The following is a 26,453-nucleotide window of genomic DNA, read 5'->3' on the forward strand; positions in this document are numbered from 1 at the left end:
GACGTGATGCTGCGCCTCGCCCGCGAGCAGCGCGCCAATGCGGTAAACGCTGAGGCGATGATGTGGCGCGGTCTTCGCGGGCGGCGGATGAACGGTTTCAAATTCCGCCGACAGGCTCCCATCGGCCGCTACATCGTCGATTTCGTCTGTTTCGAAGCGCGGCTGATCGTCGAGATCGACGGGCCGTCGCATAACGCGGATTTGCAACACACACGCGATGCCTCCCGCGATCAATGGCTCTCCCGCAAGGGGAGAAGGGAGAATAGCCCCATGTTTCACGCCTATGGCCTCTACACTCATATTCAGGCGAACCGGCTGCGCTCGCTGCTGCTGCTCGCCGGATTTGTCGGCCTGCTGCTGGCGCTGATGTTCGCTGTCGCGCTTCTCTTCGAGGCGTCGCAGGACGGAACGCTGCCGCAGATCATGGCGCGCGCGCTGCGCGATCTCGAGCAGGGCTGGCCCATCGCCTTCGGCGCCGCCGGGCTCTGGTTCGTGCTCGCCTATTTCTTCCATCAAAAGCTCATCGACGCCGCCACCGGCGCCGCCGACGTCACGCGCGAGGAGGTTCCGCGCCTCTATAATCTGCTCGAGAATCTCTGCATCTCGCGCGGCATTCCCATGCCCTCGCTGAAGATCATCGAGGATGAGGCGCTCAACGCCTACGCCTCCGGCGTGCGGGAGGGCCATTACAGCGTCACCGTCACGCGCGGCCTCCTGGAGACGCTGGACGACGCCGAGATCGAGGCCGTGCTCGGCCATGAGCTGACCCATATTCGCAATCGCGACGTTCAGCTGATGGTGGTCGCCGCCATTTTCGCGGGGATATTCGCTTTCGCGGGCGATCTCGTCTTCCGCAGCTGGGGCTTCCGCTTCTCGCCCAAGCGCGCGACCGAGGAGGGGCGCGATCGCGGCGGGGCGAGCGGCGCCGGCCTCGCCATCGTCATCGCCCTCGCCATCATCGCGCTGAGCTGGGGGCTCTCGGTGCTGATCCGCTTCGCCATCTCGCGCTCGCGCGAATTTCTCGCCGACGCCGGCTCGGTGGAGCTCACCAAGAATCCGGATGCGATGATCTCGGCGCTGCGCAAGATCGAGACGCGCGCGACGATGCCGAGGATGCCCGCGCGCATGGGCGCCTTCTTCATCGAGAGTCCGGCGCGCAAGGCGCGCGCTCTGTTCTCGACGCATCCGTCCGTCGACGATCGCGTCGCCGCTCTGGTGCGCTATGCGGGCGGGCATGATCTGCCGATGGTGGAGCCGCCCTCGCCGCCGATCGAGGATCATGGTCCCTGGGAGACGCAGCCGGCGCCCGCGCCCGACGCGCCCGGCTTTCTGCCGAGCGACGGCCGCAGCCCGCTCGATCCGCCGTCGCATGGGCCGTGGGGCTAGCGCTTTCCGATCGAACAGGATCGGATGGCGCTCTAGCCGGTCGCGAAGCGGGCGAGAAACGCCGCCGCCTCGCGCAGCGACTGGCGCGCCTCGGGCATGAAGGCGGCGCCCAATTGCCAGCCATGCGGCACGCCCGGGAAAATCGTCAATTCGACCGCCGTTCCCGCTGCGGCGGCGCGCTCGGCGAGCCGGCGCGAATCGTCGAGCAGCAGCTCGTCCTCGCCCACATGGACGAGTATCGGCGGGAGGCCGGTGAGATCGCCGAACAGCGGCGAGGCTTCCGTATCGCGAAGGCTCGCCTCGCCGAGATATTGGCGCGCCGCGAGCCGAAGCGCCCGCCGCGTGAAGATCGGGTCCTTCCCCTCATTGTCGCGCGCCGAGGCGCCACTGGCGGAAAGATCGGTCCAGGGCGAGAACAGCGCCGCCGCGCGCGGGAGCGGCAGGCCGCGCGCGCGCAGCCGCAGCATCAGCGCGAGCGCCAATCCGCCGCCGGCCGAATCGCCGGCGAGCGCCGGCGGCCCATGCGCGGCGAGGCGCTGATAGGCCGCGGTCACATCGTCGAGAGCGGCGGGGAAGCGGTGTTCCGGCGCCAGCCGATAGGCGGGGGTGAAGACGTCGAAGCCGGCCTTTGCGAAAAAGCGCGCGGTCGAACGGTAGAGGCGCGGCGAGCCGGCCATGAAGGCGCCGCCATGCAGATAGAGCAGCCTCCCCCGCGCCGATCGGGCTCTGATCCATTCGCCGGGCGCTTCGGGATCGGCCTCGGCGGCGCCGGCCGGCGGCCAGGGCCAGCGCAGATCGAGCGCCTGGGCCGCCGCCTCTGCTCCCGCCTCGCCATTGACGCGCGGGCGCACAGAGCGGCGCAGATAGGCGCGCGACAGTCGCGCCGCAAGACTCGCCGCAAGACTCGCCGAAGCACTTGCCATGGCGTCCTATTTCGCGGCGGTCGGAGGAGCGGGCGGCGCGGATTTTTCGGACGGCGGGATGGTCCTCTCCAGCAGCGCGTCGAGCTTGTCGTCGACGAGGCCGGAGGCCTTGGCGCGGCTGTTCCAGAGCATGGCCTCGGAATGGTTCTTCTCGACGCCGAGGCCCTCCGCCAGCAAACGCGCCAGGCGGTTCTGCGCCACGACATTGCCGGCGGCGGCCGCCTTCCGCAGCAGCGTCACCGCATGGTCGCGGTCGCGCGCGACGCCGGCGCCGTTGAACTCCATGATGGCGAATTCGACCATGGCCGCCGTATGGCCGGCCTCGGAGGCCTTGCGCAGCCAGATCGCCGCCTCGGCCGGATCGGCGGGAACGCCGCGGCCGTTCTTGTAGAGCAGCGCCAGCGCATAGGCGGCGTCGGAATTCTCGAGCGTCGCGGCGCGCCGGAAATAGGCGATGGCCCGGGCGAAATCGGGCTCCTTGCCGTCATTCTCGAGCGCCGCCTCGCCGAGCAGCTCGAGCGCCGCCGGATGGTCCTGCGCCTTCTCGAGATAGGCGCGCGCGAGCCCGTGATCCTTCGGCGTGTCGTGGCCGGTGAGCGCCGCCGCGCCGAAGAAATAGGCCGCATCCCTGCCGCCGGCGTCGGCCGCGCGGCGAAACCATTGCATCGCCCCGGCGCGATCCGGCGCGACGCCTTGCCCGTCGAGATAGAGCCGGCCGATCAAGGTCAGGGCGGCGGCGTCCTTCGGATTGGCGGCGAGGCGCTTCTCGGCCTCGCCCCTGGCGGCGACATAATCGCCGCGCTGATAGGCGCCGAAGGCGAGATCGGCCGTCGGCTCGGCGGCCGAGGCCGCGCCGGCGAGCATGGCGAGAGCGAGCGCGAGGCGAAGGCGCGTTTTCATCGCGCCGCCTCCATGGCGAGCCGGGCGGCGTCGCGAATGGCTTCGGCGGGGCCGCGCGGATCGTCCCAGACCGCCTCGGCCAAAAGGACGAATTCCGCCCCCGCCACGGAGAGCGGGGCGATCTCGGCGAGGCTGCGCGCCCAGGCGACGCAGGGCGTGTTGAAAATCTCCGCCCACCAGGAAATCCGCGCCGCGGTCCAATCGACCGTGGGCGGCGCGTCCGCTTCGCCGATATCGCCGAAGAGGAGATAATCCGCGCCCGCCTCGCCGGCGCGCATCGCGTCGTCGCGCGTGGCGAGGCCGCCGACGCCGACGATGAAATCCGGCGAGAGGCGCTTGACCGCCGTGGCGAGGCGCTTGTCGTCGAAGGAAAGATGCAGCCCGTCCGCGCCGCAGCGGGAGACGCGCTCCGGCTCGCCCTCGATCAGCAGAGCGACGCCGGCGGGCTGGGCTATGCCGGCGACGGCGCGGATGGCGCGCTCGGCCGCCGACGGCGCCATCGTCTCGAGGCGCAGCAGCAGGCTGGAGACCTCGGCGGCCGCGAGCGCGGCCGAGAGGCGCGGCAAAAACGCCTCGACCTCGGCGAGGCGGGGCGTTGCGAGATAGAGGCGGGCGAAATCTTCCGACAAATCTTCCGACATGGGCTCTTCTTCTACGATTCGGCGGCGGCCGATTCAATTCGGCGCGAATCCGCGCCGTTGTATGGCGCCGCGAAGCGGATTATGCGACTGCGCAGCTGGAATGGCATGAGCGGCGGAACGGCGGAGCGGCGGTACGGCATGAGCGGCCCTCGCATATTGATCGTCGATGACGAGCCCCAGATGCTGCGCGTGCTGCGGCCGGCGCTGGCGGCGAGCGGCTATCAGACGCTCGAGGCCGCCACCGGCCGCGAGGCGCTGAAGGCGATCGCCGCGAGAGCGCCGGATGCCGTGCTGCTCGATCTGGGCCTGCCCGATATGGACGGCAAGGAGGTTCTGCGCCAGGCGCGCGCTTTCTCGCAGGCGCCGATCCTGATTCTCTCGGCGCGCGATCGCGAGGCCGAGAAGATCGCCGCGCTCGACGCCGGCGCCGACGACTATGTGGAAAAACCCTTCTCGATCGGCGAATTATTGGCGCGGCTGCGGGCGGCGCTGCGCCATGGCGCGAAAGGCGCGGCCGAGACGGGCGAGATCGAGAGCGGCGGATTGCGCGTCGATCTTTCGCGGCGGCTGGTGACGAAGAAGGGCGTGGCCGTGAAGCTGACGCCCAAGGAATATGAGCTGCTGGCGACGCTCGCGCGTCACGCGGACCGCCTGCTCACCCATCGCCAGATTCTGACGGCGGTCTGGGGGCCGGCGCATGGCGAGGACACGCAATATTTGCGGGTCTTCATCGGCCAGCTGCGCGCCAAGATCGAGGAGGACGCCGCAGCGCCCGCGATCATTCTGACGGAGCCGGGGGTCGGCTATCGTTTCGTGAGGCTGTGACGGCGTCCGCTCAGCGCGCCTTGCGGCAGACGATTCGGATCGCCTGTCCGGTCGCGAGACCCTCGCTCGACTCGACCGGGACGAAGCGGCAGCGGCCCTCGGCGTGCTCGGCGACGGCGAAAACGGCCGGCTCGGCGACAGGCGCGGCGCTGCGCGACAGAAGCGCCTTGCCGCCCGCCAGAGCGACGGTCGCACCGAGAATGACAAAAGCGATTCTGATCGCGGAAGCGGTCTCGACGGGACGCGAAGCGAATTCGGAAACGGCGAAGGTCATTGGTCTTGTCCTTTAAAAGCGCGTGTCGCGGGCGGCGCCCTGCGAATGATGCGAGTCTTAAGGGAGCGGGGCGCCCCTGTTTGTGCGCGGGGGCACAGAGGGAGCCGGTGGATCAAAAGGCTTTGCGGCAGACCCAGCGGGTGACCTGGCCGCGCACGCCATAACCCTCGTCGATCTCGACGTTGACGCGGCGGCAGGCGCTCTGCGTGGCTTCGGCGCCGGCGAAAGTCGCGGGCTCGGCGATGGCGACGACAGCCTCGGTCGGGGCGAGCGGGGCGGCGACGCTTTGCGCCGAGAATGAATTGGCCATGAAGGCCTTGGCGCCGGCGAGCGCGACGGTGGCGCCGAGAATGACGAAAGCCATGCGCATGGCGGCGGCGGTCTGGACAGGGCGCGAAGCGAATTCGGTAATGGCGAAAGTCATTGTCTCTACTCCCCCAGCGTCCGGGCTTCATGCCCGGCCAACGATGCTGTTTCTAAGGGAGCGGCGCCCGCGTGTTTGTGCTTAGGCGCACAGGGGAGAAGGTCTTCTCAGTCGCGCACGACGGCGCCGCCGACGAGGCGGTCGTAATAAGCGTCGCTTCCGCGCGCCATGTCGAACGCCGCCCAGAGAAGTGCGAGCGCGACGGGCACGGCTGCCGTCGCATAGGCCTCGAAAAACTGCGAGAGATCGAGCCGCTCCCACAGGCCGAAGGGCGGCAATGTCGCGATCCAGACGTCGAAAGCGACGTTGGGCGCGAGCGGAGCGAACATAGCCGCATAGCGGAAAACGAGGCGACGCTGGTCGAGGATCACCACATCCTCGGCGATGAGGCGAAGCCCGGTGAGGCGTCGCCCCAAAGTGCGGCCGCCGTCGCGCTCGGAAAAAATGCGCATGGCCGCGAAGAGCGGCAGGATGAAGAGCGACAAATCGAGAGTCGTGGCGGCGCGTCCGTTCGCGTCGATGGTGATGGTGACCGATTCTTCCTGCGTGACGGCGTCGACGCGCGTCCGGCGGCCGATCTTGGCGGATCGCGAATAGGGCGCGCCGAAGAGGCTCGCGGCGCATTCGGTCACGAAATCGACTCGAAAGCTCTGCGGGATCGGTAAGCCGAGGGGCGGCGCGGCGCGCGGCTCGCATTGCGTCCAGCCGAAACCGGAAGACGCCTGAATGCGCCCGTCGGTCAACCAAAAGCCGGCGACGCCGGTGAGTTGCAGCAGGAAGGCGACGAGCGCCATGTCGATCGCGAAGGCGATGGTCCGGCGCAAAACTCCGCCGCGTAGCAATCCGTCGTCTCGAATAGCGAACATGAAAGGACCATTGACGGCGAAATAGACGCAAGGACGAGGGCGGTGGTCAGCGACCCGCCTCCGTTCGGATCGGGTCGCTCGCTCCCCAGACGGGCGAGCGATCGCCGTCGAAAGGTGCGAGATTGAGACAATAACGGGCGATGATCGCGCCATCGCCCTCGATGACGACATGTTTGACGGAATGCACCGTATATCGCCGGGGGGCCTCGGCCGAGCCGGGCGGGTCGTTCGGGTCGAGGCGCGGCCAGCCTTCGTCGTCGAAGCGCTCTCCGACCGAGACGGTCGGAAAGGGGCTCGCCGCGCGGAAGATCGCGACCGGGCGATGCGCGCCCGATATGTCGCAGAGTTCCAACCGATATTCGATGCGGTCCATGCTTTCGTCAGCCGCCGACCACCGTGGTGATCACCTGTCCCTCGCGGGCCAGCGTGATCTTCCAATAATAATGGCGGTTGATCGTCGCGCGCTCGAGGTCGCGGGTCGTGGCGATCTTCTCGTCGTTGATCACGAGAATCACATCGCCCTTCTGCAGATTCAGCTGCATGGCGACCGATTGCGGGTCGATCTCCGCCACGACGACGCCATTGGCGGCGCCCTGCACGGAGAATTCCTCGAGCACGGCGGGCGAGATGTTGACGACGGTCGCGCCGGCGAAGGGCGAGGGGCCCTTGACCTTCACCGCGTCGCGCGCGGGAATCTCCGGCGCGGCCGAGAGCTTCAGCGGCACGGCGATGGTCTTGCCGGAGCGCAGCACGCCCAGCGTCGCCTGCCCGCCGAGCGGCTTGGTGGCGAGGCGATAGCCGACCGCCTCCGGATCGTCGGCCGATTGGCCGTCCACCGTGACGATGACGTCGCCGCGCTTCAAGCCGGCGTCGAGCGCCGGGCCCTTGGGATAGAGATCGGCGATCAGCGCGCCGGCGGGGCGCTCGAGGCCGAGACCGTCGGAAATCTCCTTGGAGAGATTCTGCAACGTCGCGCCGAGCCAGGGGCGCTTGACCTGCTTGCCGCCGCCCTTGGCCGCCGCCACGACGATCTTGACCATATTGACCGGAATCGCGAAGCCGATGCCGACCGAGCCGCCCGATTTGGAGAAGATCGCCGAATTGATGCCGACGACGCGCGCGTTCATATCCACCAGGGGGCCGCCCGAATTGCCGGGATTGATGGAGGCGTCGGTCTGGATGAAGAAGCCATAGTCGGAAATGCCGACCTGCGTGCGCGCCAGAGCCGAGACGATGCCCTGCGTCACCGTCTGTCCGACGCCGAAGGGATTGCCGATGGCGAGGGCGAGATCGCCGACCTCCAGCGCATCCGAATCGCCGAGCTCCATGGTCGGATAATGGGCGGTCTCGGTCAGCTTCAGCACGGCGAGATCGGTGCGCGGATCGCGCAGCAGGATTTTCGCCGGTATCTCGCGCTTGTCGGAGAGCGAGACTTTCACATCGGTCATGCCCTCGATGACGTGATTATTGGTGACGACGAGGCCCGAGGCGTCGACGATGACGCCGGAGCCGAGCGATTGCGCCGTCGGCCCGCGCTGCCCGCCGCCGCCCTCGCCGAAGAAGCGGCGAAAGATCGGATCGTCGAAGAAGGGATTGGCCGGCCGCTGCTCGACGCGGGTGGCGAAGACGTTCACGACGGCGGGCGCCGCCTTTTTGACGATGGGCGCGAAGGACAAGACGACATCGGCGCGCGATTGCGGCAGCGCGCGCTCCGCCGGGGGCGCCAGCGCGACCTGCGCGCGCGCGGCGGGCGCCGCGGCGGCGAGCGCGAGAAGGGTGAAGGCCGCAAGGAAATGGCGCCGAAGAAAAAGCATCGCTCGTCCTCTGGAGGTGAGATTCGTTTGGACATATTAGCCCGAAAAGCGACGGACTCATGGAATTCGCGCGAATGCGTAGACGCGCGGCAGGGCGCGAACGACCGATTCACGAATTACTTGCGTATAGCGCATATCTCAATTACCGATTGAGCCCCGCTCGAAACGGTCGGGGGAAAATTGGTTTGTTCTTTGCGCGGAGCCGAAGCGGCGAAAGGCTCGCAAATGACGAAAAGCGTGGCAAAATTCATTTTGGAGGCGGCGGGCGCGCGGCTCCTTGGCCGCACGATCGCTTCGGCGGCGGTCTCGGCGGTCGGCTCGCTGTTCCAGGCCGGGGCGCCGCTGGCGCTCGGCCGCGCCGTCGATCTCTTCGGCCGCGGCGACGCCGATGGCGCAACGCTGTCCGTCGTTGCCTATGTCGGGCTACTGGGCGCGGCGCGGCTTGCGCCCGTTATCGCGACGCCTTTCACAATGTCGGTCGAGCGCCGCCTCGTCCATACGATCTCCCACAAGGTCTATGCTCACGCGCTCGATCTGCCCTACGCCTATCATCTGGCGCGCCGGACCGGGGAGCTCGGACGCACGATCTCCGAAGGCGTCAACGCCTGCCGCCAGCTGCTCGCCATGGTCTTGGGCCTCCTGCCCATGGCGGTCGAGATCGTCACGGCGGCGGGCGTCCTGCTGCATCTCTTCGACGCCTCCATGCTCGCCGCCTATGTGGCTTTTGTCGCGGTCTATGGCGTCACTTTCTCGCTGTCGATAAAGGGGCACAGGAAAACCGCGCTTCACGCGCATGAGCAGGACGGCAAGGCGTCCAATCTCTTCATCGAGAGCCTGCTGAATTTCGAGACGGTCAAGGCCTTCGTCGCGGAACGCGCGGTGATGGCGCGGCTCGCCGATCTGTTCGGCGAAGCGGAGCGGCGCTGGCTCGCGCATTTCTCGCACGCTGCGCGAAATCAGATCGCGCTGACGATCGTCTTCACCCTGTCCTTCGGCGCCATATTCGCGCTCGCCGTGCGCCGGCTGCAGAGCGGCGGCCCGGCGAGCGATCTGCTGATCGTGGCGCTCTATCTCGCCCAGGTCATCCGGCCGATCGAGCATTTCACCTCGATCTGGCGCGAGCTCATCCGCAGCAGCGCTCAGGTCGAGCGCATGCTCGTCATCTTGTCGGAACCGACCGAGGGGCGGGGCGCGTCGGGCGGCGCGGACCTTCCCGGCGACGCGCCGCTGTCGCTGCGCGTCGAAGGCCTGTGGCATTCGCATCATCCGGGTCATCCGACGCTGCGCGATGTGAGCTTCACCCTGCGGCCGGGCGGAACGCTCGCGGTCGTCGGCCCGAGCGGCGGCGGCAAATCGACGCTCGCGCGGCTGCTCTTTCGATTTCACGAGCCGGAGCGCGGCGCGATCTTCGTCGACGGCGTCGCGATCGAGGATCTCGATCTTCGCGCCTTGCGCGGCGCGCTGGCTCTGGTGCCGCAGGATTGCGTGCTGTTCAACGAGACGCTGGTCGACAATATTCGCTTCGCGCGGCCGGAGGCGACGCGCGCGGAGATAGAGGAGGCGATGCGCGCGGCCGGTCTCGACGAGGTGCTCGCGCGCCTGCCGCAGGGCGAGGAGACCATCGTCGGCGAGCGCGGCCTACGGCTCTCGGGCGGCGAGAAGCAGCGCGTCGCCATCGCCCGCGCCTTGTTGAAGCGTCCGCGCCTGCTCGTGCTCGACGAGGCGACCTCGTCGCTGGACACGCGCACGGAGCGGCTCATTCAGGAGCGGATCGCCAGCGTCTCGGCGGGCGTCACCCGCTTCATCGTGGCGCATCGCCTGTCGACCATCGTCGAAGCGGATGAGATCCTCGTGCTCGAGGATGGCGCGATCGTCGAGCGCGGCGCGCATGACGCTCTGCTCGCCGCCGATGGCCGCTATGCGCAAATGTGGGCGGCGCAGCGCCGCGAGGACGCCGAGGTCGCGCCGGCGCTGGAGCCGGCCTGATTTCAGCCGAGGGCGCGCGCCAGATAGAGCGTGTGGCGCGGATCGCCGGCGCCGCCGCGCGCGGCGATTTCCGTCGCCCGGAAGGAAAAGCGCGTCTCCTCGAGCCGCTCCTCGAAGCGCGGCGAGGGATCGGCCGACCAGACGGCGAGCACGCCGGAGGGGGCGAGCGCGCGCCGCATCTTGCGCAGGCCGCGCGCCGAGAACAGCGCGGCGTTGATGTCGCAGAGGACGGCCTCCGGCCCATTGTCTATGTCGAGCAGGATGGCGTCATAGGCGCCCTCGGCCTCTTCCATCACCATCGCGACATCGGCTTCGCGCAGCGTGACGCGGGCGTCGTCGAGCGGGCGGCCGGCGAGCGGGGCCAGAGGTCCGCGGTTCCAGGCGATGATCTCCGCGAGCAGCTCGGCGACGGTGACGCGGGCCTGCGGCGGCGCGGCGTCTAGCGCGGCGCGCAGCGTGAAGCCCATGCCGAGGCCGCCGATCAAAATATGCGGCGCAGGGGCGCGCGTCTCGGCCAGCGCGAGCTGGGCCAGCGCCTCCTCCGAGCGATGGGCGCGGTTGGACATCAGATCATAGCCGTTGCAGCGAATCTCGAAGATTCCGCCGCGATGGCGCAGCAGCAGCTCCTCGCCGGCGGCGGTGCGGGCGCGGGCGAGCTCGTCCCATGGCTCGACGATCACGCCGCCGCGTCCGGCGGCCGACCGACGCGGCCGAGATGGGTGTCGCCGAAGGCGGCTCCATATTTCAGGCCGAACCCGAGCATTCGGTCGAAGCCGATATGGGCGAGATGGATGAGCGCGATCGAGATCATCAGCCCCTGGCCGAGATAGACGCCCGCGCCGAGCACGGCGAAGGGGATGATCGTCGTATGGGCGGCGTTATAGGCGATCGCGCCGATGCGCGGGCCGGCGAGATAGAAGGCCATCGACAGGTCGGGGAACAGGAACAGCCAGGCCAAGAGGCGCCAATCCGCGCCGAGGCCGAAATAAGCGAAAAGGGCGGCCGCCATCAGCGCCGCCCCCTCTAATCTCAATAGAAGCTTCGGCCAACCGAGAACGCTTCCGCTCGCGGGGCCGGGGAGCATCGGCTTTAAGCCGCCTCTTCCTGCGTCTGGACGGGGCCCGAATCCTGGCCCTTGGCGTCCACGTCGCGGTCGACGAACTCGATGACGGCGAGCGGGGCGTTGTCGCCGTAGCGGAAGCCCGCCTTCAGCACGCGCAAATAGCCGCCGTTGCGCTCCTTGTAGCGCGGGCCCAGCACGTCGAAGAGCTTCTTGACGAGATCGACGTCGCGCAGGCGGGAGATGGCCTGACGGCGCGCATGAAGATCGCCGCGCTTGCCGAGCGTCACCAGCTTCTCGACCACCGGACGAAGATCCTTCGCCTTGGGGAGGGTGGTGACGATCTGCTCATGCTTGATGAGCGCCTGGGCGAGATTGGCGAACATCGCCTTGCGATGCTCATGGGTGCGGCCGAAGCGGCGCTTCTTGTTGCGATGATACATTGTGGCGGTCTCCGTTCTTATGCGGCCGCCGTGCCAAGGTACGGCCGCTGCTTTGTTCCCCCTCCCGCTGTGCGGGAAGAGGGTTGCTCGACGACGTCGAGACGGGTGAAGGGCCCTCATCCATCGCGCATCTGCGCGACGCCTTCACCCGCGAGCGGGCGAAGGCGAGTGGCGGCTCAATAATGCTCTTCGAATCTCTTGGCGAGATCGTCGATGTTCTCCGGCGGCCAGCCGGGCACTTCCATGCCGAGGTGCAGGCCCATCTGCGCCAGCACTTCCTTGATCTCGTTCAGCGACTTGCGGCCGAAGTTCGGCGTGCGGAGCATCTCCGCCTCCGACTTCTGGATGAGGTCGCCGATATAGACGATATTGTCGTTCTTCAGGCAGTTGGCCGAGCGCACCGAGAGCTCCAGCTCGTCCACCTTCTTGAGCAGCGCCGGGTTGAAGGCGAGCTGCGGGATGGACGGAGCGGTCTCCTCGCGGCGCGGCTCCTCGAAATTCACGAAGACCGAGAGCTGATCCTGCAGAATGCGCGCCGCATAGGCGAGCGAATCCTCCGGCGAGATCGCGCCATTGGTCTCGATCGTCAGCGTCAGCTTGTCCTTGTCGAGCTCCTGGCCCTCGCGTGTGTTCTCGACGCGATAGCTCACCTTCTTGACCGGCGAATAGAGGCTGTCGATCGGGATGAGGCCGATCGGCGCGTCCTCGGCGCGGTTGCGGTCGGCCGGGACATAGCCCTTGCCGGTCGCGATGGTGAATTCGACGCGGAACTCGGCGCCCTCGTCCAGCGTGCAGATGACGAGATCGGGATTGAGGATCTGCAGATCGCCGGAGGTCTGGATGTCGCCCGCCGTCACCGGGCCCGGACCCAGCTTCTTCAGCGTCAGGCGCTTGACGCCCTCGCCGGCGTATTTGATGGCGATGTCCTTGATGTTGAGGACGATGTCGGTCACGTCCTCACGCACGCCGGGGATCGACGAGAATTCGTGCAGCACGCCGTCGATATGGATGGAGGTGATCGCCGCGCCCTGCAAGGAGGAGAGCAGGATGCGACGCAGCGCATTGCCGAGCGTCAGGCCGAAGCCGCGCTCGAGCGGCGAAGCCACGGCGACGGCGATGCGGCGCGGATCGTCGCCCGCCGTCACCTCGAGCTTGCTGGGCTTGATGAGTTCCTGCCAGTTCTTCTGGATGCTCACTGTGGCGCCTTTCCTTCAGCTCTCGGTCGGGTTCCGCGCCGCCCGGCGCGAGACCCCGTCGCAATTCGTCCAGATGAAATAGGTCTCGTCAGACGCGGCGGCGCTTGCGCGGGCGGCAGCCATTGTGCGGAATGGGCGTCACGTCGCGAATCGAGGTCACGGTGAAGCCCGCGGCCTGCAGCGCGCGCAGCGCCGATTCACGGCCGGAGCCCGGCCCGGAGACCTCGACTTCCAGGGTGCGCACGCCATGCTCGCCCGCCTTGCGGGCCGCGTCCTCGGCGGCCATCTGCGCGGCGTAGGGCGTCGATTTGCGGGAGCCCTTGAAGCCCATCGTGCCCGCCGACGACCAGGACACGGTGTTGCCCTGCGCGTCGGTGATGGTGATCATCGTGTTGTTGAACGTCGAATTCACATGCGCGACGCCGGAAACGATATTCTTGCGCTCCCTGCGGCGAACGCGGGTGGTCTCTTTGGCCATGGTCTTCTTCTCGTCCTTCGGACGCGCCCGTAATGCCGGGCGCTAGGGCTCGATGAGGGCGGAAGCGCTCGTCGCTCCGGCCCAGGTGATCGTCGCGAGCAGCATTCGCGACACGAAGTGAAGCTTACTTCTTCTTGCCGGCGATCGGCTTCGCCTTGCCCTTGCGGGTGCGGGCGTTGGTGTGCGTGCGCTGGCCGTGGACGGGAAGCTGGCGGCGATGGCGCAGGCCGCGATAGCAGCCGAGGTCCATCAGGCGCTTGATGTTGATCGCCACCTCGCGGCGCAAATCGCCTTCGACCATATAGTCGCGGTCGATCGTCTCGCGGATCTGCAGCACTTCGGCGTCGGTCAGCTGGGCGACGCGGCGCTCCGCCGGAATGTTCACCTTCTCCACGATCTCCTGAGCCTTCTTGGCTCCGATTCCGTGGATATACTGCAGGGCGATCACGACGCGCTTGTTGGTCGGTATGTTGACGCCGGCGATACGGGCCATCTTCTCGTCTCTCCATTTGGGGCGAACGGGGTTCGCGCGGTTTAGCCTGCGTCCGGTGGAGGCCGGCCCATGCGGGCTTTTTATACGACGACGGCTCCGTTCCCGCTGAGGAACGGAGCGCGTTGCCGAAGTGGTGAAGTTGGGGTTCCTAGGCGAAAGCCGTCGAGCCGTCAAGGCGTCAGCCCCGGCAATCGATCACTTTTCCTCGCTATATTCCTCGAGCTCCAGCCACATGGCGTTGATGACGCCGAAGGCGCAGGCGAGGCCGACGCCCAGGATCCAGGAAAAATACCACATGGCGATCTCCTTTGGTCGTTAGGGAAGTTGCGCAGTCAGCGTGGGAAATTCCGGTCAATAGGGAAATTCGTCCTTGTCGGCGACGCCCGTCTCCGTCACCGGCCCGCGCAGCGCATGATAGATCCAGGCCGTATAGGCGAGCACGATCGGCAGGAACACGATGACCACGGCCAGCATCAGCGTCAATGTGCGCTGGCTCGAGGAGGCGTCCCACAAGGTCAGGCTGTGATTGGGATCGGCCGAGGAGGGCAGCAGGAAGGGGAACAGCGTGAAGCCCGCCGTGGCGACGACGCCGGCCGTGGCCAGGCTGGAGCCGACGAAGGCGACGAGCGGAGCCGAGAGGGCGAGGGCGAGCACGGCGACCAGCACGCCGAAATAGACGGCGGCGGGGGCGGCCAGCGTCCACGGCCGCGCCTCATAGGCGGCCCGCCAGGCGCCGGCCTCCAGCGCGACGGTCTTGCCGAGCGGATTGGACGGGCCGGACGGATCGACCGCGCTGGTCAGCACATAGCCGGCGATATTCTCCGTGCCCCAATAGCCGGCGTAGGTGAAGGCGGCGAGCAGCACGATCGCCGCCAGCCAGCCGGCGAGCTTGGCGCGAAAGGCGACCGGGCCTTCCGTCTTGCCGGCGAGCCAGGTCGCCCCTTGCAGCGCGATCATCGCGAGGCTGACGAGGCCTGCGAGCAGAGCGAAAGGGGTCAGCAGGCCGAAGAGATTTCCCTCATAGACGACGTTGAGCTGATCGTCGAAACGGAAAGGCGCGCCGAGCAGCACATTGCCGAAGGCGACGCCGAACAGCAGCGCCGGGACGAGGCCGGAGACGAAGAAGATCCAGTCCCAGAAGCGCCGCCAGCCGAGCGTCTCGACCTTGCTGCGATAGGTGATCGCGACCGGCCGCAGAATGAGGCCGAGCAGCACCAGGAACATCGCCAGATAGAAGCCCGAGAAGGAGACGGCGTAGAGCGCCGGAAAGGCGGCGAAGATCGCGCCGCCGCCGAGAATCAGCCAGACCTGATTGCCTTCCCACACCGGGCCGATGGCGTTGAGCGTCTGCCGGCGCTCGGCGTCGGTGCGCGCGACGAAGGGATGCAGCACGGCGGCGCCGAGATCGAAGCCGTCGAAAATCGCGAATCCGATGAGCAGCGTTCCGAGCAGGGCCCACCAGACGAGCCGCAGAATTCCGTAATCGATCATGTCGGGAATCTCCTCGATGAGGCAGGCGATCAAAAAGCAAGCGCGCCCACCTCCCCTCGAGCGGGGAGGTCGACCGCCGAAGGCGGGCGGATGGGGGCGTGGCGCCGAGTCTCGGAGTCACCCCACCCCGCCCCGGCCTGCTTTCGCAGGCCGACCCTCCCCGCGAAGGGGAGGGCGGAAGCGCGTCACGCGACGAGGAACGGCCGTTCGGGAGCCTCTTGCGGGAAGGATTCGATCTGCGGGCCGAGCCGGACATATTTGAGCATCAGCCACACCTCGACGATCGCCAGCGCGCTGTAGAACAGCACGAAGCCGCCCAGGCTGAGCAGAACATTATAGGCCGGCACATTGGACGCGCCGAGGAAGGTCGGCAGCACGCTGTCGATGATCCAGGGCTGGCGGCCATATTCGGCGACGATCCAGCCGAGCTCGGCGGCGATCCAAGGCAAAGGCAGGCTGTAGAAGGCGAGCTTCAGCAGCCAGGGATTTTGTCTGAGGCGCCTGCGACTCGCCACCAGGAAGGCGGCGGCGAACAGGAAGATGAAATAAAATCCCAGCGCCACCATGATGCGGAAGGCCCAGAACAGCACCGGCACATTGGGGATGGTGGAGAGCGCCGCCTCATGGACCTGCGCCTCGGTGGCGTTCTCTATGTCGGGCCTGATGCGCTTCAAGAGCAGCGAATGGCCGAGGTCCTGAAAGGCCGGCGTGAGATCGGCGGGGATGGGCGCGTTCGGCCCGTCGGGGCGCGCGGCGAGCCATTCATAGGCCGGCATTCCGGCGCGAATGCGCGTCTCCGATTTCTCGACCAGCGATTTTATGCCCTCGACCGGCGTGTCGAGCGAGCGCGTCGCGATCAGGCCGAGGACATAGGGAACCTCGAGCTTGAAATGCGTCGTCTGCTCCTTCACGTCGGGAATGCCGAAGACGGTGAAGGAGGCCGGCGGCGGCTCCGTCTCCCACATGGCCTCGATCGCGGCGATCTTCATTTTCTGGTTGAAGCTCGCCGTATAGCCGCTCTCGTCGCCGAGCACGACGACGGAGAGCGCCGAGGCGAGGCCGAAGCTCGCCGCCACATTGGCGGAGCGCCGCGCGATCTCGCGATGCTCGCGCTTGAAGAGCAGGTAATAGGCCGAGATGGAGAGCACGAACATCGCGCCGGTCACATAGCCGGCGCTGACCGTATGCACGAATTTCGACTGCGCGACCGGGTTGAAGAACACCTCTGCGAAGGAGGTGAGCTCCATGCGCAAGGTCTGCGGATTGAACTGCGCCCCGACCGGATTGGCCATCCAGCTATTGGCGATGAGAATCCACAGCGCCGAGAAATTGGCGCCGAGCGCGACGAGCCAGGTGACGGTCAGATGGGCGACCTTGCTCAGCCGGTTCCAGCCGAAGAAGAACAGCCCGACGAAAGAGGCCTCGAGGAAGAAGGCCATCAGCCCTTCTATGGCGAGCGGCGCGCCGAAAATATCGCCGACATAATGGGAGTAGTAGGACCAGTTGGTTCCGAACTGGAACTCCATGGTGATGCCGGTGGCGACGCCCATCGCGAAATTAATGCCGAACAGCAGGCCCCAGAATTTGACCGCGTCGCGCCAAATGGTGCGGCCGGTCATCACGAAGACGCTCTCCATTATGGCGAGGATGAGCGAGAGGCCGAGCGTCAGCGGCACGAAGAGGAAGTGATAGAGGGCGGTCAGCGCGAATTGCAGTCGTGAAAGCGTCACCACGTCGAGCTCGAACATCATGCGCTCCTGAAAGAGGAATCAGCCTCGGTCCCGCGCAAAGAGCTTTTCCGCGACGGCGGCCGGCGAGATCTGCGGCCGCTTGGAGGCGTCGAAGCACAGGAAGTAGAGGAGGGCGAGGGCCAGGATCTTGAGAGCGAGGGCGATGGCGATCTCTCGCCCGAGCCGATGCGTCGCCGAAATGGCCGACATGAGCTTCCCCCCGCCCGAAGCGCCGGGCCGGCAGGGACACTAGCCCCTAACGGCTTCGGCTTCATGACCGAGAAAGTCCTGACAACCCGTAGGTGGTCGCCGAAGGCCCCGGTCTCGCTGTTTTGAGCACGGAGCATGGCCGATTCGAAAGGCTCCAATCGTCGCTGCGCGGTTTTGTCGCCGCCGCCGGCGGACGGGGCGGCGGGGTCCGGACGAGCTTCTGGCCAAGTTTCTTGACTTTGGTCGGCGCGTGCCTTATTCGGCGCCTCTCGCTAGCGCGATGCGTTGCGCAGTGCTCGCGGGGGAGTAGCTCAGTTGGTTAGAGCGCCGGCCTGTCACGCCGGAGGTCGCGGGTTCGAGCCCCGTCTCTCTCGCCAGAATTTCATTCATTCGGCGCCGGAGCGCCAATCGCTTGCCTAGCGCGTTCTGCAGGCCCGAGAACTTGCGGGCCCGAGAGCTGGCGGCGCTCAGGCGTCGATCAGCCAGCGCGCGCAATCCTCCCAATAGGGGCGGCCGGCCTCGCGAAAAAAGCCGAAATGCCCGATCGTTTTCGCCGCGGGGCGAATCGCCATGGGCTCGATCTGCGCGCGCCGGTAGCGGCGCATCAGCGCCTCGACCGCCGGTTTCGGCGCCATCCAGTCGTCCGCGATGGTCAAGGCGCGAATCGATCCCGTGAAGCCGTCGAAACATCCCGGAAAAGGCCGCCCCGCCGCGTCCACGAAATAATCGGGGCTGCGGCACCAGCGCGCCCATTCGAGCGCCGCCTCCTTCGGCAGGTCTTCGCCGAGCCGAAGGCGCGACGCCGGAAAATAGCCGAGCACGGCGGTCGGGATCGGCAATAGCGCGTTCCAGAACAGCCAGAGCGCATATTTGCTCGGCGCCGGCCACAGGCGCCAATCGCCGATCTGCGTGCTGATCGCCAGCATGGCGCGAATGCGGTGGTTGTTCTCGGCCAGCCCGACCAATTGACCGCCGACGCTATGGGCGACGACGCGCAAGGGCGCATCGGGCGCGAGCGCGAGCGCATGGTCCAGAGCGCCGGCGAGATCCTGCTCGCCCCAGGCGCGCAAGCCGCCGCCGGGCGATTCGAATCGGCGCGAGGCCCCGACGCCGCGATAATCGAAAGTGAGAACCCGGCAGCCTCGCGCGGCGAGAAATTGCGCCAGGCGCTCATAGAATTTCTGCTTCACCGCGATCGCGCCGGCGATGACGACCACCGGCCCCTCGCTCTGCTGCGGCGAAAACAGCGTCGCCGCGAGAGACGCTCCGTCTCTCGCGGCGATGGTCGCCGAACGCATATTGCCGTCGTCGGCGTGGTTCATGCGGTCACGCTTTCCTAGGAAAGGCTCGCCTCGGAAAGGCTCGCCTCGGACAGGCTCCCTTCGGACCGGCTCGCCGCAGCGGCCTTGGCGAGCGGCGCCTCGGCTTTGCGGAGAAGCCGGCTCTTCTGCTGATAGTGAGCGGCGAGCGGCAGGTTTTCAACCGCGGGGAACTCCTCCTCGATCGTCTTCGGCTTGAAGAGGGTGACGACGGATTTCCAGGTGGCGATCCCCCAGCCCTGCGAGCGATAGGGATAGCCGTGCTCCTCGCAGAACTGGCGCAGCATGGGCGCGAGCTGCGGATAGTGACGCGGGCTGATCCAGGGGAAGAGGTGATGCTCGATCTGGAATTCGACGCCGCCGCACAGCAGCCGGCCGATCGGCCCCGTCTCGAAATTCACCGCGGTCGCCGTCTGCAGCATCAGATAATTGTCGCGCGTCGCATCCTTCGTCACCTGGATCGCTTCTTCCGGATAATGCGCCGGAGCGAACAGCGCGAACATGACATAGGACATCATGAACATCTGCACGACGAAGAACAGCGCGACATTGGCGAAGCCGAAAATGCCGATCGGAATGATCATCCACACGATCCAATGCGCGATCATGCAGGAGAGATCGATCCAGCTCTGCCAGTTGCGGCGCTCGTCGTCCATCAGCTCGCGGATGAGGAAGCGCCAGCCCTTGAAGGCGACGCCGAAGGAATTGCCGAGCAGCACGATGGGGAAGAAATAGCCCTGATGCGCATACCACCATTTGACGAGGCCGGAGGCGTTCGCGAGATCGCGATCATTGAGCGTGAACACCGGCCTCAGATCGGCGTCGTCGTCCACGCCGATCACATTCGGGTTCGGGTGGTGAACGACCACATGCTTGTGGCGCCAGTAGTTTCCCGACACGCCGAGGAAGAAGGAGAAGTCGAAATACATGATGAATTCATCGACCCACGGCCTATTGCTGATCGCATGATGCGAGGCGGTGTGGCCGTTGGTCGACAGGCCCATGCAGCCATAGGCGACGAGAATCATGCCGATCGCCTTGACGATCAGCAGATCCGAGACGATGACCAGCGCGACGCCGGCCATGGTCAATGCGACGAACAGCACGCATTCGCCGATGATGATCGCCGTCGTCTTGCGGCCGAAGCCGGCGCGACGGACCTGCTCGCGCAGACGCGCGAAATCCTGATTGGCTTCCTTGGACATATGCACCCCCGAAAAACGAAATTGCGTCTCAGACGCGCTGCAGGCGATACGGCGCGTGATAATCATTGGTGAAGAGGAGCTGATAGAGCGCCTGGTCCCCCGCGGCCGCAGAAGCGACGCCGCAGCTGAGGTAATATTCCCACATGCGCTTGAAGACCGTGTCGTAGCGCACGGGATCGAGCGTCCCGCAATTCTCGCGGAAGGCCTCCAGCCAGCGGCGCAGAGTCACGGCGTAATGGCGCGCCATGTTCTCGACGTCGAGAATGGCGAGGCTGTTGCTCTCGAGCTCCGTCGTCATGGCCGAGAGTTTCGGCGTGTCGGAGCCGGGGAAGACATATTTCTGGATGAAGGGATCGTGGCGATTGATCGCCGTGTTGCAGCCGATGACATGCACGAGGCCGCGTCCCGTCGGCGCCAGCAGGCGCTTGATCGCGCCGAAATAGGCGGGATAGTCGCGGCGGCGCACATGCTCCAGCATGCCGACGCTGACGATGCGGTCGAAGGAGCCTTCGATCTCGCGATAATCGCCGAGGATGAAGCGCACGCGATCGGAGACGCCGTATTTGGCGGCGTTCTCCTCGGCGCGCGCGTGATGCGCGACGCTATTGGTCACGCCGACGCCGCGCGCGCCGAAATTCAGGGCCGCGTGAATCAACATGCCGCCCTTGCCGCAGCCGATGTCGAGCAGCGACTGGCCGGGCTCGATCTCGAGCTTGCGGCAAATGCGATCGAGCTTGCGTTGCTGCAGCAGATCGGCGTCATCGTCCGGCGAATGCGCATAGCCGCAGGAATAGACCTGGTAGCGGTCGAGCAGAAAAGCGTCGAACACATCCTCGCCGATGTCGTAATGGCGGCGCACATTGGTCGCCGGGCTCATCAGACGATTGCTCGCGAGCATGCCGGCGTAGCGGAAGAGGAAGCTCCAATCGGAGCGCAGCTTCTTATGCAGGCCGGCGCGGCACAGCATGGTCAGGCAATCGACCAGGCGATCGTCCTCGACCTCGAAATCCTGCGCCATGAAGGCTTCGCCCATGCCCAGATTGCCGAAGGCGAGCACACGGCTGAAAAAGTCGTCGCGCAGCACGCGCAGCACGACAGGCGCCGCGTCGCCGGCGCCGAAGCGATGATCGACGCCATTGTGGCGCACGATCAGCGTTCCGTGATCGAGATGACGCGACAGCATTTCGAAGAAAGCGTCTTGCGGCCGCCGCGCTCCGAAGATCGGCGTGACCGAGATCGTTCCGCGTGACGTTTTCGCGTTGAAAGCGTTCGCCGCATGTTCCGGCATGAATCGTGTGTTCGTCATTCCGACTCTCCAAATGATGTTGCGCGCTCGGCAAAAGAATTTCCGCGCTCATTCGCACCGGAAACGACGCGCGAAACCTTCCGCGCACCCGCGCCATCTGCGCTGCGCTCTTGTTCTTCATGCTGTTCGCCTTGCCGCGCGGAGACGCCGCAGGACAACAATGTGTCAATATTTGTCACATTATTTCTGCATGATGACAAGCTGCTCAGCTTACGCTCGCGGTCCATTCGTCGTTTCTTGCGAGCGACGTCCGGCTCGAGCCTGTCCCGAAGTGTTAGAGGGGCGCCGGATGAAATTGTGTGCGCCGGCGCACAGGGCGCGTCGGCGCGTCCGCTCTATAGAAATCCGGAGCGGGCGCGGTCGCTGCGCGCATCGATTTCAAAGGGCGGGGAGACTGAAGAGATGGACGCAATCGAAATGTCGCGCTGGTTGTGGGCCGATCGGCGCGCGCGCGCCGCTCGCAGCGAGGCGGGCCCGACTTTGAATGGCGCGAAGGGCGAATTCGTCGAGACGCGCGGCGCGACGCTGCGCACGCTGGTCGTCGAGAAAAAGAACGGCGCGAGCGACAAGACTTTGGTGATCGTGCCCGACCCGCCCAATGTGATCGAGCAATATCTGCCGATCATCGATGAAATGTCGAACGACGCCCGTGTCATTTGCGTGGAGACGCCCGGTTTCGGCCAATCCTTCGCGAAATCGGGCTTTCGCTTCGACGTCGCCAGCTATTGCGAGGTCTTCGACGAATTCTTCGCGAAGCTCGACATAAGAGACGCGGTTCTGGACATGGCCTGCCTCGGCGGCTTCGCCGGCGTGGCCTTCTCGGCGGCGCGGCCGGATCGCGTGCGCCATCTCATGCTGCAACAGACCGTGTCGATCTCGCAGGCGCAGAAATGGGCGGCCGGCACGGATCGCATGAATTTGATTCGGCGGCCTTATGTCGGGCAGGTTTTCATGCGCGCGCTCGATCATGTGGTGACGCGCCATTGGTATAAGGTCGCTTTGCCGCCGGCGAGCGCCGCTCTCTCCCCCGAGCTCGCCGAAGCGGCCGTCGCCGGCCTCGATCGCGGCGGCTGCTTTTGCCTCTGCAACGCCTATCAGGCGTTGATGGCGACGCCGGAGAAGCCCTATGCCGCGAGCCCGCGCAAGGTGACGATCGTCTGGGGCGACAGCGATCCCACGCATAATCTCGTGGCGACGATCGGCGATTCGCTGAAGGCGTTTCTGCCGGAGGCGGAATTCGTCCTCTTCGAGAATTGCGGGCATTTTCCGATGCTGGAAAATCCGGGGCGCTATCTGCCGATGCTGCGCGCGGCGCTCGACGCGGCGTGAGGCGCCGGCGGGCGCCGCGCGCGATCAGCTCGGCTGCGACACGCGGCGCATTTCGGCGAGCGTGGGATTTCCCTCCGCCTCCAGCCGGGCGATCGTCTCCAGGCCCCATTTATAGGAGAATTCCGCGACCTCGCGATGCTTGTCCCAGCTCATGAAGCTCGCGCCGGGACAGACCGGCGGTTGCACGGTGAGATCGAACGCCCCGGAAAACTCCGGCTTCTCGCGAATATTGCTGAACACCGCCTGTTGAATGACGCTCGCGAGCGAGGGGCAGTCGGGCAGAGGCTTGCGCCGCAGCGGATTGAACATGGAGGCCAGCAATTCATTGCGGCCGGGCAGAGCGCGATAGTCGAAATCATAGAGCCGCGGATCGGCGTTGCGAAGATCGACGACCAGATTGGGGCCGTTCTTGAGCCCGTGCATCGGCGCGATCGGCGCATTGTCGGAGACCGCGCCATCGACGAGCATATGCCCGTCCTCGTCGAAGAAGGGCGGCAGCACGCCGGGAATGGCGCAGGAGGCGCGGACCGCCTGCCATGTCGGACCGGAGCGGATGACGCGCATCGTATAGGTGGAGAGGTCCGTCGCTATGGCGAAGCTCGGCCGCCACAAATCCTCGAAAGCGATGGAGCCGTAGGACTTCGCCAGCGTCGCCTCGAGAATCGTGTGGTCGAGCAGCCCGAATTTCGGCAAAGTGAGGCGCTTCAGCGCCGCGTTCTGCACGAAGATCTCGTGAATCGCCGCCTCCACCTCCTCCGGGCTCTTCAATTGCGCGAAGGCGACAGCCATGCCGGAGCCGATGCTGCTGCCGCCGAAAATATCGAAGACGACGCCGGCCTCCTGAAAGGCTTTGACGATTCCGATATGGGCGAGGCCGAGCGCGCCGCCGGCGCCGGCGACGAAGCCGATCGCCTGGCCGGTGAGAAAGCGGGCGAAACAGTCGAAATCCGCGCCGGAATCCAGGGCGATGTGATGCAGCATGAAGACTTCGCGCTCGCGCAGCCAGGGCGCAGAAGCTTCGGCGTCCTGCGGCCGATGCGGACAGAGCTTGACGATGCGGCGGCGATTGGCGGGAAACAGCGAGAAGGCGAAACTCTCGATCGGATTGAGCGCCGGCGAGCCGTCATTCACGGCCATGATCAGCAGATCGGCCGAATGCAGGACCGCGCTGGTCCATTCGTTCAATTCATTGTCGGCGACGCAGACGACGAAATCATTCTCCTGCTCCAGCGCGCCGAGCCAGTCGGCGACGGCGTAGCGATCGAAATCGCCGTTCGAAAAATGCGCGCGGGCGTCGCAGGAGGCGCGCAGGCTGCCGCGCGCGCGCGCGTTGATCGCCTGCAGCAGGCGCGCGGCGAATCCTTCCGGAATGGAGCCGCCGCCCGCGGCGATCAGCGCGATCACGCGCACGCGGCTGCTCTGGCGGAAGTTGCGCCGCGCGATCTCGCCGAGCCGGGCGAGGCGCTTGGCCAGCGAGCGGGTGACGGCGCGCTGCATATCGGGGAAGCGCGCGACCAGCGCGTCGAATTGCGCGCGGTCGATCTCCAGAACCTCGGAATCGCGCATGGCGATCACGCTCGTGCTGCGCGGCTCGCCGGTGAAGAAGCCCATCTCGCCGATGAGCTGATCCTTGCCGATCTCGACGACGATCTCGCCATCGGCGGCGTTGGTCACGCCGAACTGGCCGAAATTGACGATATAGAGCGTCTCGGACGGCGCGCCTTGCTCGATCAGCGCTTCGCCGCGCGCGATGCGGCGAATCTGCACGCCGGCCTTGATCTTTTCACGATCCTCTTCGTCGAGGTCCTGCCAAAAGCTCTGATCTTCGGGTACGAGCGTCTTCGCCATGGAAATGCATTGGCCCCGATGCGGCGCGTCGCGCCCAGCCGCGCGACCCTGCGGGGCGCATGATTATCGGGCGGGCGCGAGAATGCAAGGGCGGTTTCGCAGCGGTTTCTGGATGGTTTCCGGCCAAACGTCGACCGATCTCACCCGGGCGGGCATTCCAGCAGCGCGTCGAGGACCGCGCAGTCCTCCTCGCTCACGCGAAAATCGAAAATCGCCAAATCCTCGCGCATATGATCTTCCGAGGAGGTGCCGGTCAGGCACAGAATGTCCCGTTGCGTCAGAAAGCGGAAGAACAGCTGCGCCGGGCTGCGCTCATATGTCTCGGCCAGGGCGACGAGCTCCGGCCGCGCCAAAAGCTCCGGATTGGCGGTCAGGGTCCAGAAGCTCTGGTAGAGAATGCCGTGATCTCGGCAAAAGGCGCGCAGCTCCCGGTCATAGGAGGTCTTGGCGTAGAACCGATTCTGGACCACGGCGGGCTTGATCCGCGCCTTTGTCCACAAGGTCTCCAGCCGCGCCGGCTCGTAGCAATTGCTGACGCCCAATTGGCGCACGCCGCCTTGCTCCTGGAGCGCCTCCATCGCCCGCCACGCTTCCAGCGTGTCGCCGTCCTCGGCATAGGGGGAATGGAGCACCAATCCGTCGAGCCGATCGACGCGCAAATTGCGCAGCGAGGCCTGAAACGACTGTCGCACCTGCTCGCCGATGGCGCCTCGGCGTCATAGGGGACGGTCTCCGGGTCTTGCCCGCCGAAGGGCGTGAATTTGGTCTGCAGATAAATATCCGAGCGCGTGAGCCCTGCATCGAGCGCCGCGGCCAGCCCTTCGCCGACGCCGGGCTCATTGTAGTGCTTGGGCTGGCAGGCGGTGTCGATCCCCCGAAAGCCGGTGCGCAGAGCCAGCTCCACCAGGGCGGCGGTGCGCTCCTTCTTCCAGGCCGTGCCATAGATGATGCGGGGCATGGCCACCCCTCCGGCGGAAACGATCCGGCTCGGATCGGCTCGTCTCGGATCGTTTCGTCGCGGCTCCGCCGGCTCTGGCGTCATTTTGGCGCTGTCCTCGTCCTCAGGCTCCGGCGAAAACCGTCAGCACCCCAGTATAGCCGTAGAGATGGTGGCGGGCGATCTCTCCGCCGGCGAAAAAGCCGATCAGCGGCGTCTCGCCGCCGAGCGCCTGATGAACCATGCGGAATTCGGCATTGGGCTCGCCGAAATGCGGCCCCCCGCGTCCCGAGCAGCTGATATAGAGCGCGCCCCTCATGCCGCCGGCGGCCTCCGCCTGGGCGCGCACCTCCTCGACGATACGCAGCAGATCGTGCTTGGCGGCCTCCGCATTGCGCTTGCAGAAGGCGAGCCGCATGCCGTCCGCGAGCTGCTCGGCGATCATCAGCAGCCCGCCCTTGCGGCCGACGCCGACGATATGGCGCACTTCCGTGTTCGCGCCGAACTGGCCCGGCCGGGCGGAGGCGTCCTCGCCGGTGGCGACCAGCCCGGCCAGCGTCTGGGCCAGCTCCTGGCGCAGCGCCTCGTCGCCGACGTCGGGCGAGAGGCCGATATCCTCGAACACGCAGTCGAGGGCGCGTTTCTCGTCCAGAGTCACGAGATAATTGCCTTGCGCGCGCGTGACCGTGCGCAGCGGCCCGACCGGCTGGCAGCCCTGAGTGACGCGCGAGAACACCGTCGCCTGCGGGCCGAAGGCCACGCCGGAGAGGCCGCCGGGCAGCACCTCGTCGGCAAAGCACAGCGCCTGATTGCGCGCCGACGACAGGCCGCCGAACAAATAGCCGGTGGTGAGCCTGGCGCTCGCGGCTTCGAGCTTCGCTTGCAGATCGGGGGTTCCGCCGCTCGCATGGACCAGCGCGGTGAAGGGCTCGAAGCCCTTTGCCGCGCCGTCCAGCCGCTCTGGAGCCGAAAACAGCTCGAAGGAGCCGGCGGGAAGATCCGCCAGCATGATCGCGATCCCGGGCGCGTCGAAATATTCCACCGCCTCGGCGCCGATTCCGACTCCGACGGTTCCCACCCAATGGACGCCGGGCAGATGCTTGCGCAACGCGGATATGATGCTCCCCGCCGCCTGGGTGTGATGGTCGGTGACATAGCACCAGCCGAGATCGGGCGCGGGAGCGTCCGGCCGCTGGCGCTCGATCTGCTCGAGGCAGGAGTCGAGAGCGCTTTTCCAGTCGGCGTCGCCGGCATGGGCGTAAATGAACTTGCTCATCGTCTCGTCCCCAGAACCGACGACAGCCCATTCCGACGTCGCTGAGCGGTTAGCAACGACCGTGCCGCGCGAGGCCGTCTGTGGGGGCCGGGA

29 protein-coding genes, 1 tRNA gene and 1 pseudogene are annotated in these 26,453 nt (G+C 66.4%); 6 read left to right on the plus strand and 25 right to left on the minus strand.

The genetic code is table 11. The features are described from left to right. Positions 1–6 precede the first annotated feature (6 nt). Positions 7–240, plus strand: a pseudogene (locus VIF40_RS21415) (endonuclease domain-containing protein); the annotation flags it as partial. A 30-nt stretch (positions 241–270) separates the two neighbouring features. Next, positions 271–1,386, plus strand: coding sequence for a M48 family metallopeptidase (locus VIF40_RS05650; RefSeq protein ID WP_414684759.1), 1,116 nt, complete (start codon positions 271–273; stop codon positions 1,384–1,386). Positions 1,387–1,418: 32 nt separating this feature from the next. Here the strand turns inward: VIF40_RS05650 and VIF40_RS05655 are convergent, their stop codons facing one another. Genes VIF40_RS05655 through VIF40_RS05665 form a run of 3 tightly spaced genes read right to left on the minus strand, consistent with a single transcriptional unit; the run spans position 1,419 to position 3,850 of the window. Next, a complete protein-coding gene (locus VIF40_RS05655) occupies positions 1,419–2,309 on the minus strand; it encodes an alpha/beta hydrolase (RefSeq protein WP_331936544.1) in 891 nt (296 codons plus the stop codon). Positions 2,310–2,315: 6 nt separating this feature from the next. Further along, positions 2,316–3,209 (minus strand): tetratricopeptide repeat protein, encoded by an 894-nt coding sequence (locus VIF40_RS05660; RefSeq protein WP_331936545.1) that lies wholly within the window; start codon positions 3,207–3,209, stop codon positions 2,316–2,318. Further along, the gene (locus VIF40_RS05665; RefSeq protein WP_331936546.1) at positions 3,206–3,850 is read right to left on the minus strand and encodes a thiamine phosphate synthase; all 645 of its coding nucleotides are present in this window, start codon (positions 3,848–3,850) and stop codon (positions 3,206–3,208) included. Before VIF40_RS05665 ends, VIF40_RS05660 begins: the two co-directional genes overlap by 4 nt. Positions 3,851–3,988: 138 nt before the next feature. Here VIF40_RS05665 and VIF40_RS05670 point away from each other — a divergent pair, with 138 nt between their 5' ends. Then, positions 3,989–4,675 (plus strand): response regulator transcription factor, encoded by a 687-nt coding sequence (locus VIF40_RS05670; protein WP_331936547.1) that lies wholly within the window; start codon positions 3,989–3,991, stop codon positions 4,673–4,675. Between the two features lie 10 nt (positions 4,676–4,685). On the opposite strand, the gene VIF40_RS05675 is transcribed toward VIF40_RS05670, so the two are convergent. The 5 genes from VIF40_RS05675 to VIF40_RS05695 all read right to left on the minus strand — a co-directional run bounded on the left by VIF40_RS05675 (position 4,686) and on the right by VIF40_RS05695 (position 8,053). Next, positions 4,686–4,949, minus strand: coding sequence for a hypothetical protein (locus VIF40_RS05675; protein WP_331936548.1), 264 nt, complete (start codon positions 4,947–4,949; stop codon positions 4,686–4,688). A 112-nt stretch (positions 4,950–5,061) separates the two neighbouring features. Continuing rightward, entirely contained in the window at positions 5,062–5,373 is a 312-nt protein-coding gene (locus VIF40_RS05680; protein ID WP_331936549.1) for a hypothetical protein, read from the minus strand. 107 nt (positions 5,374–5,480) lie between these two features. After that, complete coding sequence (locus VIF40_RS05685; RefSeq protein WP_331936550.1) at positions 5,481–6,239, minus strand: RDD family protein; 759 nt, start codon at positions 6,237–6,239, stop codon at positions 5,481–5,483. 46 nt (positions 6,240–6,285) lie between these two features. Further along, positions 6,286–6,612 carry a hypothetical protein gene (locus VIF40_RS05690; protein WP_331936551.1) on the minus strand — a complete coding sequence of 109 codons (327 nt, stop codon included), beginning with the start codon at positions 6,610–6,612 and terminating at the stop codon, positions 6,286–6,288. A 7-nt stretch (positions 6,613–6,619) separates the two neighbouring features. Continuing rightward, entirely contained in the window at positions 6,620–8,053 is a 1,434-nt protein-coding gene (locus VIF40_RS05695) for a Do family serine endopeptidase (RefSeq protein ID WP_331936552.1), read from the minus strand. Positions 8,054–8,278: 225 nt separating this feature from the next. On the opposite strand from VIF40_RS05695, the gene VIF40_RS05700 reads away from it, so the two are divergent. Further along, on the plus strand, positions 8,279–10,039 hold the full coding sequence (locus VIF40_RS05700) for an ABC transporter ATP-binding protein (RefSeq protein ID WP_331936553.1): 1,761 nt from the start codon (positions 8,279–8,281) through the stop codon (positions 10,037–10,039). Between the two features lie 2 nt (positions 10,040–10,041). On the opposite strand, the gene VIF40_RS05705 is transcribed toward VIF40_RS05700, so the two are convergent. The 10 genes from VIF40_RS05705 to cydP all read right to left on the minus strand — a co-directional run bounded on the left by VIF40_RS05705 (position 10,042) and on the right by cydP (position 17,140). Next, positions 10,042–10,719, minus strand: coding sequence for a hypothetical protein (locus VIF40_RS05705; RefSeq protein ID WP_331936554.1), 678 nt, complete (start codon positions 10,717–10,719; stop codon positions 10,042–10,044). Further along, positions 10,716–11,123 (minus strand): DUF4260 domain-containing protein, encoded by a 408-nt coding sequence (locus VIF40_RS05710; protein ID WP_414684757.1) that lies wholly within the window; start codon positions 11,121–11,123, stop codon positions 10,716–10,718. The genes VIF40_RS05705 and VIF40_RS05710 overlap by 4 nt, the downstream gene beginning before the upstream one ends. A gap of 5 nt (positions 11,124–11,128) precedes the next feature. Further along, positions 11,129–11,542, minus strand: coding sequence for a 50S ribosomal protein L17 (rplQ, locus tag VIF40_RS05715; RefSeq protein WP_331936556.1), 414 nt, complete (start codon positions 11,540–11,542; stop codon positions 11,129–11,131). A 176-nt stretch (positions 11,543–11,718) separates the two neighbouring features. Beyond that, entirely contained in the window at positions 11,719–12,738 is a 1,020-nt protein-coding gene (locus tag VIF40_RS05720; RefSeq protein WP_331936557.1) for a DNA-directed RNA polymerase subunit alpha, read from the minus strand. Between the two features lie 88 nt (positions 12,739–12,826). Continuing rightward, entirely contained in the window at positions 12,827–13,216 is a 390-nt protein-coding gene (gene rpsK, locus VIF40_RS05725) for a 30S ribosomal protein S11 (RefSeq protein WP_018267194.1), read from the minus strand. 124 nt (positions 13,217–13,340) lie between these two features. Next, a complete protein-coding gene (gene rpsM / locus VIF40_RS05730; protein ID WP_331936558.1) occupies positions 13,341–13,709 on the minus strand; it encodes a 30S ribosomal protein S13 in 369 nt (122 codons plus the stop codon). Between the two features lie 195 nt (positions 13,710–13,904). Next, positions 13,905–14,006 (minus strand): cytochrome bd-I oxidase subunit CydX, encoded by a 102-nt coding sequence (gene cydX / locus VIF40_RS05735; RefSeq protein ID WP_196407791.1) that lies wholly within the window; start codon positions 14,004–14,006, stop codon positions 13,905–13,907. 54 nt (positions 14,007–14,060) lie between these two features. Next, positions 14,061–15,200 (minus strand): cytochrome d ubiquinol oxidase subunit II, encoded by a 1,140-nt coding sequence (cydB, locus tag VIF40_RS05740; RefSeq protein WP_331936559.1) that lies wholly within the window; start codon positions 15,198–15,200, stop codon positions 14,061–14,063. Positions 15,201–15,385: 185 nt separating this feature from the next. After that, a complete protein-coding gene (locus VIF40_RS05745; protein ID WP_331936586.1) occupies positions 15,386–16,948 on the minus strand; it encodes a cytochrome ubiquinol oxidase subunit I in 1,563 nt (520 codons plus the stop codon). 21 nt (positions 16,949–16,969) lie between these two features. Then, positions 16,970–17,140: a cytochrome oxidase putative small subunit CydP gene (gene cydP / locus VIF40_RS05750; protein ID WP_331936560.1), complete on the minus strand. Its 171-nt coding sequence runs from the start codon at positions 17,138–17,140 to the stop codon at positions 16,970–16,972. A gap of 300 nt (positions 17,141–17,440) precedes the next feature. On the opposite strand from cydP, the gene VIF40_RS05755 reads away from it, so the two are divergent. Continuing rightward, positions 17,441–17,517, plus strand: a tRNA-Asp gene (locus VIF40_RS05755). A gap of 90 nt (positions 17,518–17,607) precedes the next feature. Here the strand turns inward: VIF40_RS05755 and VIF40_RS05760 are convergent. Genes VIF40_RS05760 through VIF40_RS05775 form a run of 4 tightly spaced genes read right to left on the minus strand, consistent with a single transcriptional unit; the run spans position 17,608 to position 21,197 of the window. Next, positions 17,608–18,462, minus strand: a complete 855-nt coding sequence (locus VIF40_RS05760) for an alpha/beta fold hydrolase (RefSeq protein ID WP_331936561.1) — start codon at positions 18,460–18,462, stop codon at positions 17,608–17,610. A gap of 14 nt (positions 18,463–18,476) precedes the next feature. Then, a complete protein-coding gene (locus tag VIF40_RS05765) occupies positions 18,477–19,664 on the minus strand; it encodes an acyl-CoA desaturase (protein ID WP_331936562.1) in 1,188 nt (395 codons plus the stop codon). Positions 19,665–19,692: 28 nt separating this feature from the next. Further along, positions 19,693–20,970 carry a class I SAM-dependent methyltransferase gene (locus VIF40_RS05770; RefSeq protein ID WP_331936563.1) on the minus strand — a complete coding sequence of 426 codons (1,278 nt, stop codon included), beginning with the start codon at positions 20,968–20,970 and terminating at the stop codon, positions 19,693–19,695. After that, positions 20,967–21,197: a hypothetical protein gene (locus VIF40_RS05775; protein ID WP_331936564.1), complete on the minus strand. Its 231-nt coding sequence runs from the start codon at positions 21,195–21,197 to the stop codon at positions 20,967–20,969. The genes VIF40_RS05770 and VIF40_RS05775 overlap by 4 nt, the downstream gene beginning before the upstream one ends. Positions 21,198–21,372: 175 nt before the next feature. Between VIF40_RS05775 and VIF40_RS05780 the strand changes: the two genes are divergently transcribed. Beyond that, positions 21,373–22,299, plus strand: a complete 927-nt coding sequence (locus VIF40_RS05780) for an alpha/beta hydrolase (RefSeq protein WP_331936565.1) — start codon at positions 21,373–21,375, stop codon at positions 22,297–22,299. 24 nt (positions 22,300–22,323) lie between these two features. Here VIF40_RS05780 and VIF40_RS05785 read toward each other — a convergent pair whose 3' ends face one another. The 3 genes from VIF40_RS05785 to VIF40_RS05795 all read right to left on the minus strand — a co-directional run bounded on the left by VIF40_RS05785 (position 22,324) and on the right by VIF40_RS05795 (position 26,360). After that, complete coding sequence (locus VIF40_RS05785; protein WP_331936566.1) at positions 22,324–24,147, minus strand: patatin-like phospholipase family protein; 1,824 nt, start codon at positions 24,145–24,147, stop codon at positions 22,324–22,326. Between the two features lie 140 nt (positions 24,148–24,287). Next, positions 24,288–24,839 (minus strand): aldo/keto reductase, encoded by a 552-nt coding sequence (locus tag VIF40_RS05790; protein WP_331936567.1) that lies wholly within the window; start codon positions 24,837–24,839, stop codon positions 24,288–24,290. A 369-nt stretch (positions 24,840–25,208) separates the two neighbouring features. Next, positions 25,209–26,360 (minus strand): FIST signal transduction protein, encoded by a 1,152-nt coding sequence (locus tag VIF40_RS05795; RefSeq protein ID WP_331936568.1) that lies wholly within the window; start codon positions 26,358–26,360, stop codon positions 25,209–25,211. Positions 26,361–26,453 lie beyond the last annotated feature (93 nt).

Origin of the sequence: Methylosinus sp. (genome assembly GCF_036560965.1) — a bacterium.
Taxonomy (GTDB): Bacteria; Pseudomonadota; Alphaproteobacteria; order Rhizobiales; family Beijerinckiaceae; genus Methylosinus.

Coding starts and splice junctions, on each gene's coding strand:
- VIF40_RS05680 (WP_331936549.1), bottom strand. CDS start 5,373: ATGACTTTCGCCATTACCGAATTCGCTTCGCGCCCTGTCCAGACCGCC.
- VIF40_RS05795 (WP_331936568.1), bottom strand. CDS start 26,360: ATGAGCAAGTTCATTTACGCCCATGCCGGCGACGCCGACTGGAAAAGC.
- VIF40_RS05675 (WP_331936548.1), bottom strand. CDS start 4,949: ATGACCTTCGCCGTTTCCGAATTCGCTTCGCGTCCCGTCGAGACCGCT.
- VIF40_RS05650 (WP_414684759.1), top strand. CDS start 271: ATGTTTCACGCCTATGGCCTCTACACTCATATTCAGGCGAACCGGCTG.
- VIF40_RS05785 (WP_331936566.1), bottom strand. CDS start 24,147: ATGGCGAAGACGCTCGTACCCGAAGATCAGAGCTTTTGGCAGGACCTC.
- VIF40_RS05780 (WP_331936565.1), top strand. CDS start 21,373: ATGGACGCAATCGAAATGTCGCGCTGGTTGTGGGCCGATCGGCGCGCG.
- VIF40_RS05710 (WP_414684757.1), bottom strand. CDS start 11,123: ATGCTCCCCGGCCCCGCGAGCGGAAGCGTTCTCGGTTGGCCGAAGCTT.
- VIF40_RS05695 (WP_331936552.1), bottom strand. CDS start 8,053: ATGCTTTTTCTTCGGCGCCATTTCCTTGCGGCCTTCACCCTTCTCGCG.
- VIF40_RS05655 (WP_331936544.1), bottom strand. CDS start 2,309: ATGGCAAGTGCTTCGGCGAGTCTTGCGGCGAGTCTTGCGGCGCGACTG.
- VIF40_RS05660 (WP_331936545.1), bottom strand. CDS start 3,209: ATGAAAACGCGCCTTCGCCTCGCGCTCGCTCTCGCCATGCTCGCCGGC.
- VIF40_RS05665 (WP_331936546.1), bottom strand. CDS start 3,850: ATGTCGGAAGATTTGTCGGAAGATTTCGCCCGCCTCTATCTCGCAACG.
- VIF40_RS05765 (WP_331936562.1), bottom strand. CDS start 19,664: ATGTCCAAGGAAGCCAATCAGGATTTCGCGCGTCTGCGCGAGCAGGTC.
- VIF40_RS05745 (WP_331936586.1), bottom strand. CDS start 16,948: ATGTTCGAGCTCGACGTGGTGACGCTTTCACGACTGCAATTCGCGCTG.
- VIF40_RS05685 (WP_331936550.1), bottom strand. CDS start 6,239: ATGTTCGCTATTCGAGACGACGGATTGCTACGCGGCGGAGTTTTGCGC.
- rpsK (WP_018267194.1), bottom strand. CDS start 13,216: ATGGCCAAAGAGACCACCCGCGTTCGCCGCAGGGAGCGCAAGAATATC.
- VIF40_RS05770 (WP_331936563.1), bottom strand. CDS start 20,970: ATGACGAACACACGATTCATGCCGGAACATGCGGCGAACGCTTTCAAC.
- cydB (WP_331936559.1), bottom strand. CDS start 15,200: ATGATCGATTACGGAATTCTGCGGCTCGTCTGGTGGGCCCTGCTCGGA.
- VIF40_RS05700 (WP_331936553.1), top strand. CDS start 8,279: ATGACGAAAAGCGTGGCAAAATTCATTTTGGAGGCGGCGGGCGCGCGG.
- VIF40_RS05775 (WP_331936564.1), bottom strand. CDS start 21,197: ATGGACCGCGAGCGTAAGCTGAGCAGCTTGTCATCATGCAGAAATAAT.
- VIF40_RS05760 (WP_331936561.1), bottom strand. CDS start 18,462: ATGAACCACGCCGACGACGGCAATATGCGTTCGGCGACCATCGCCGCG.
- VIF40_RS05670 (WP_331936547.1), top strand. CDS start 3,989: ATGAGCGGCCCTCGCATATTGATCGTCGATGACGAGCCCCAGATGCTG.
- cydP (WP_331936560.1), bottom strand. CDS start 17,140: ATGTCGGCCATTTCGGCGACGCATCGGCTCGGGCGAGAGATCGCCATC.
- VIF40_RS05690 (WP_331936551.1), bottom strand. CDS start 6,612: ATGGACCGCATCGAATATCGGTTGGAACTCTGCGACATATCGGGCGCG.
- rpsM (WP_331936558.1), bottom strand. CDS start 13,709: ATGGCCCGTATCGCCGGCGTCAACATACCGACCAACAAGCGCGTCGTG.
- cydX (WP_196407791.1), bottom strand. CDS start 14,006: ATGTGGTATTTTTCCTGGATCCTGGGCGTCGGCCTCGCCTGCGCCTTC.
- rplQ (WP_331936556.1), bottom strand. CDS start 11,542: ATGTATCATCGCAACAAGAAGCGCCGCTTCGGCCGCACCCATGAGCAT.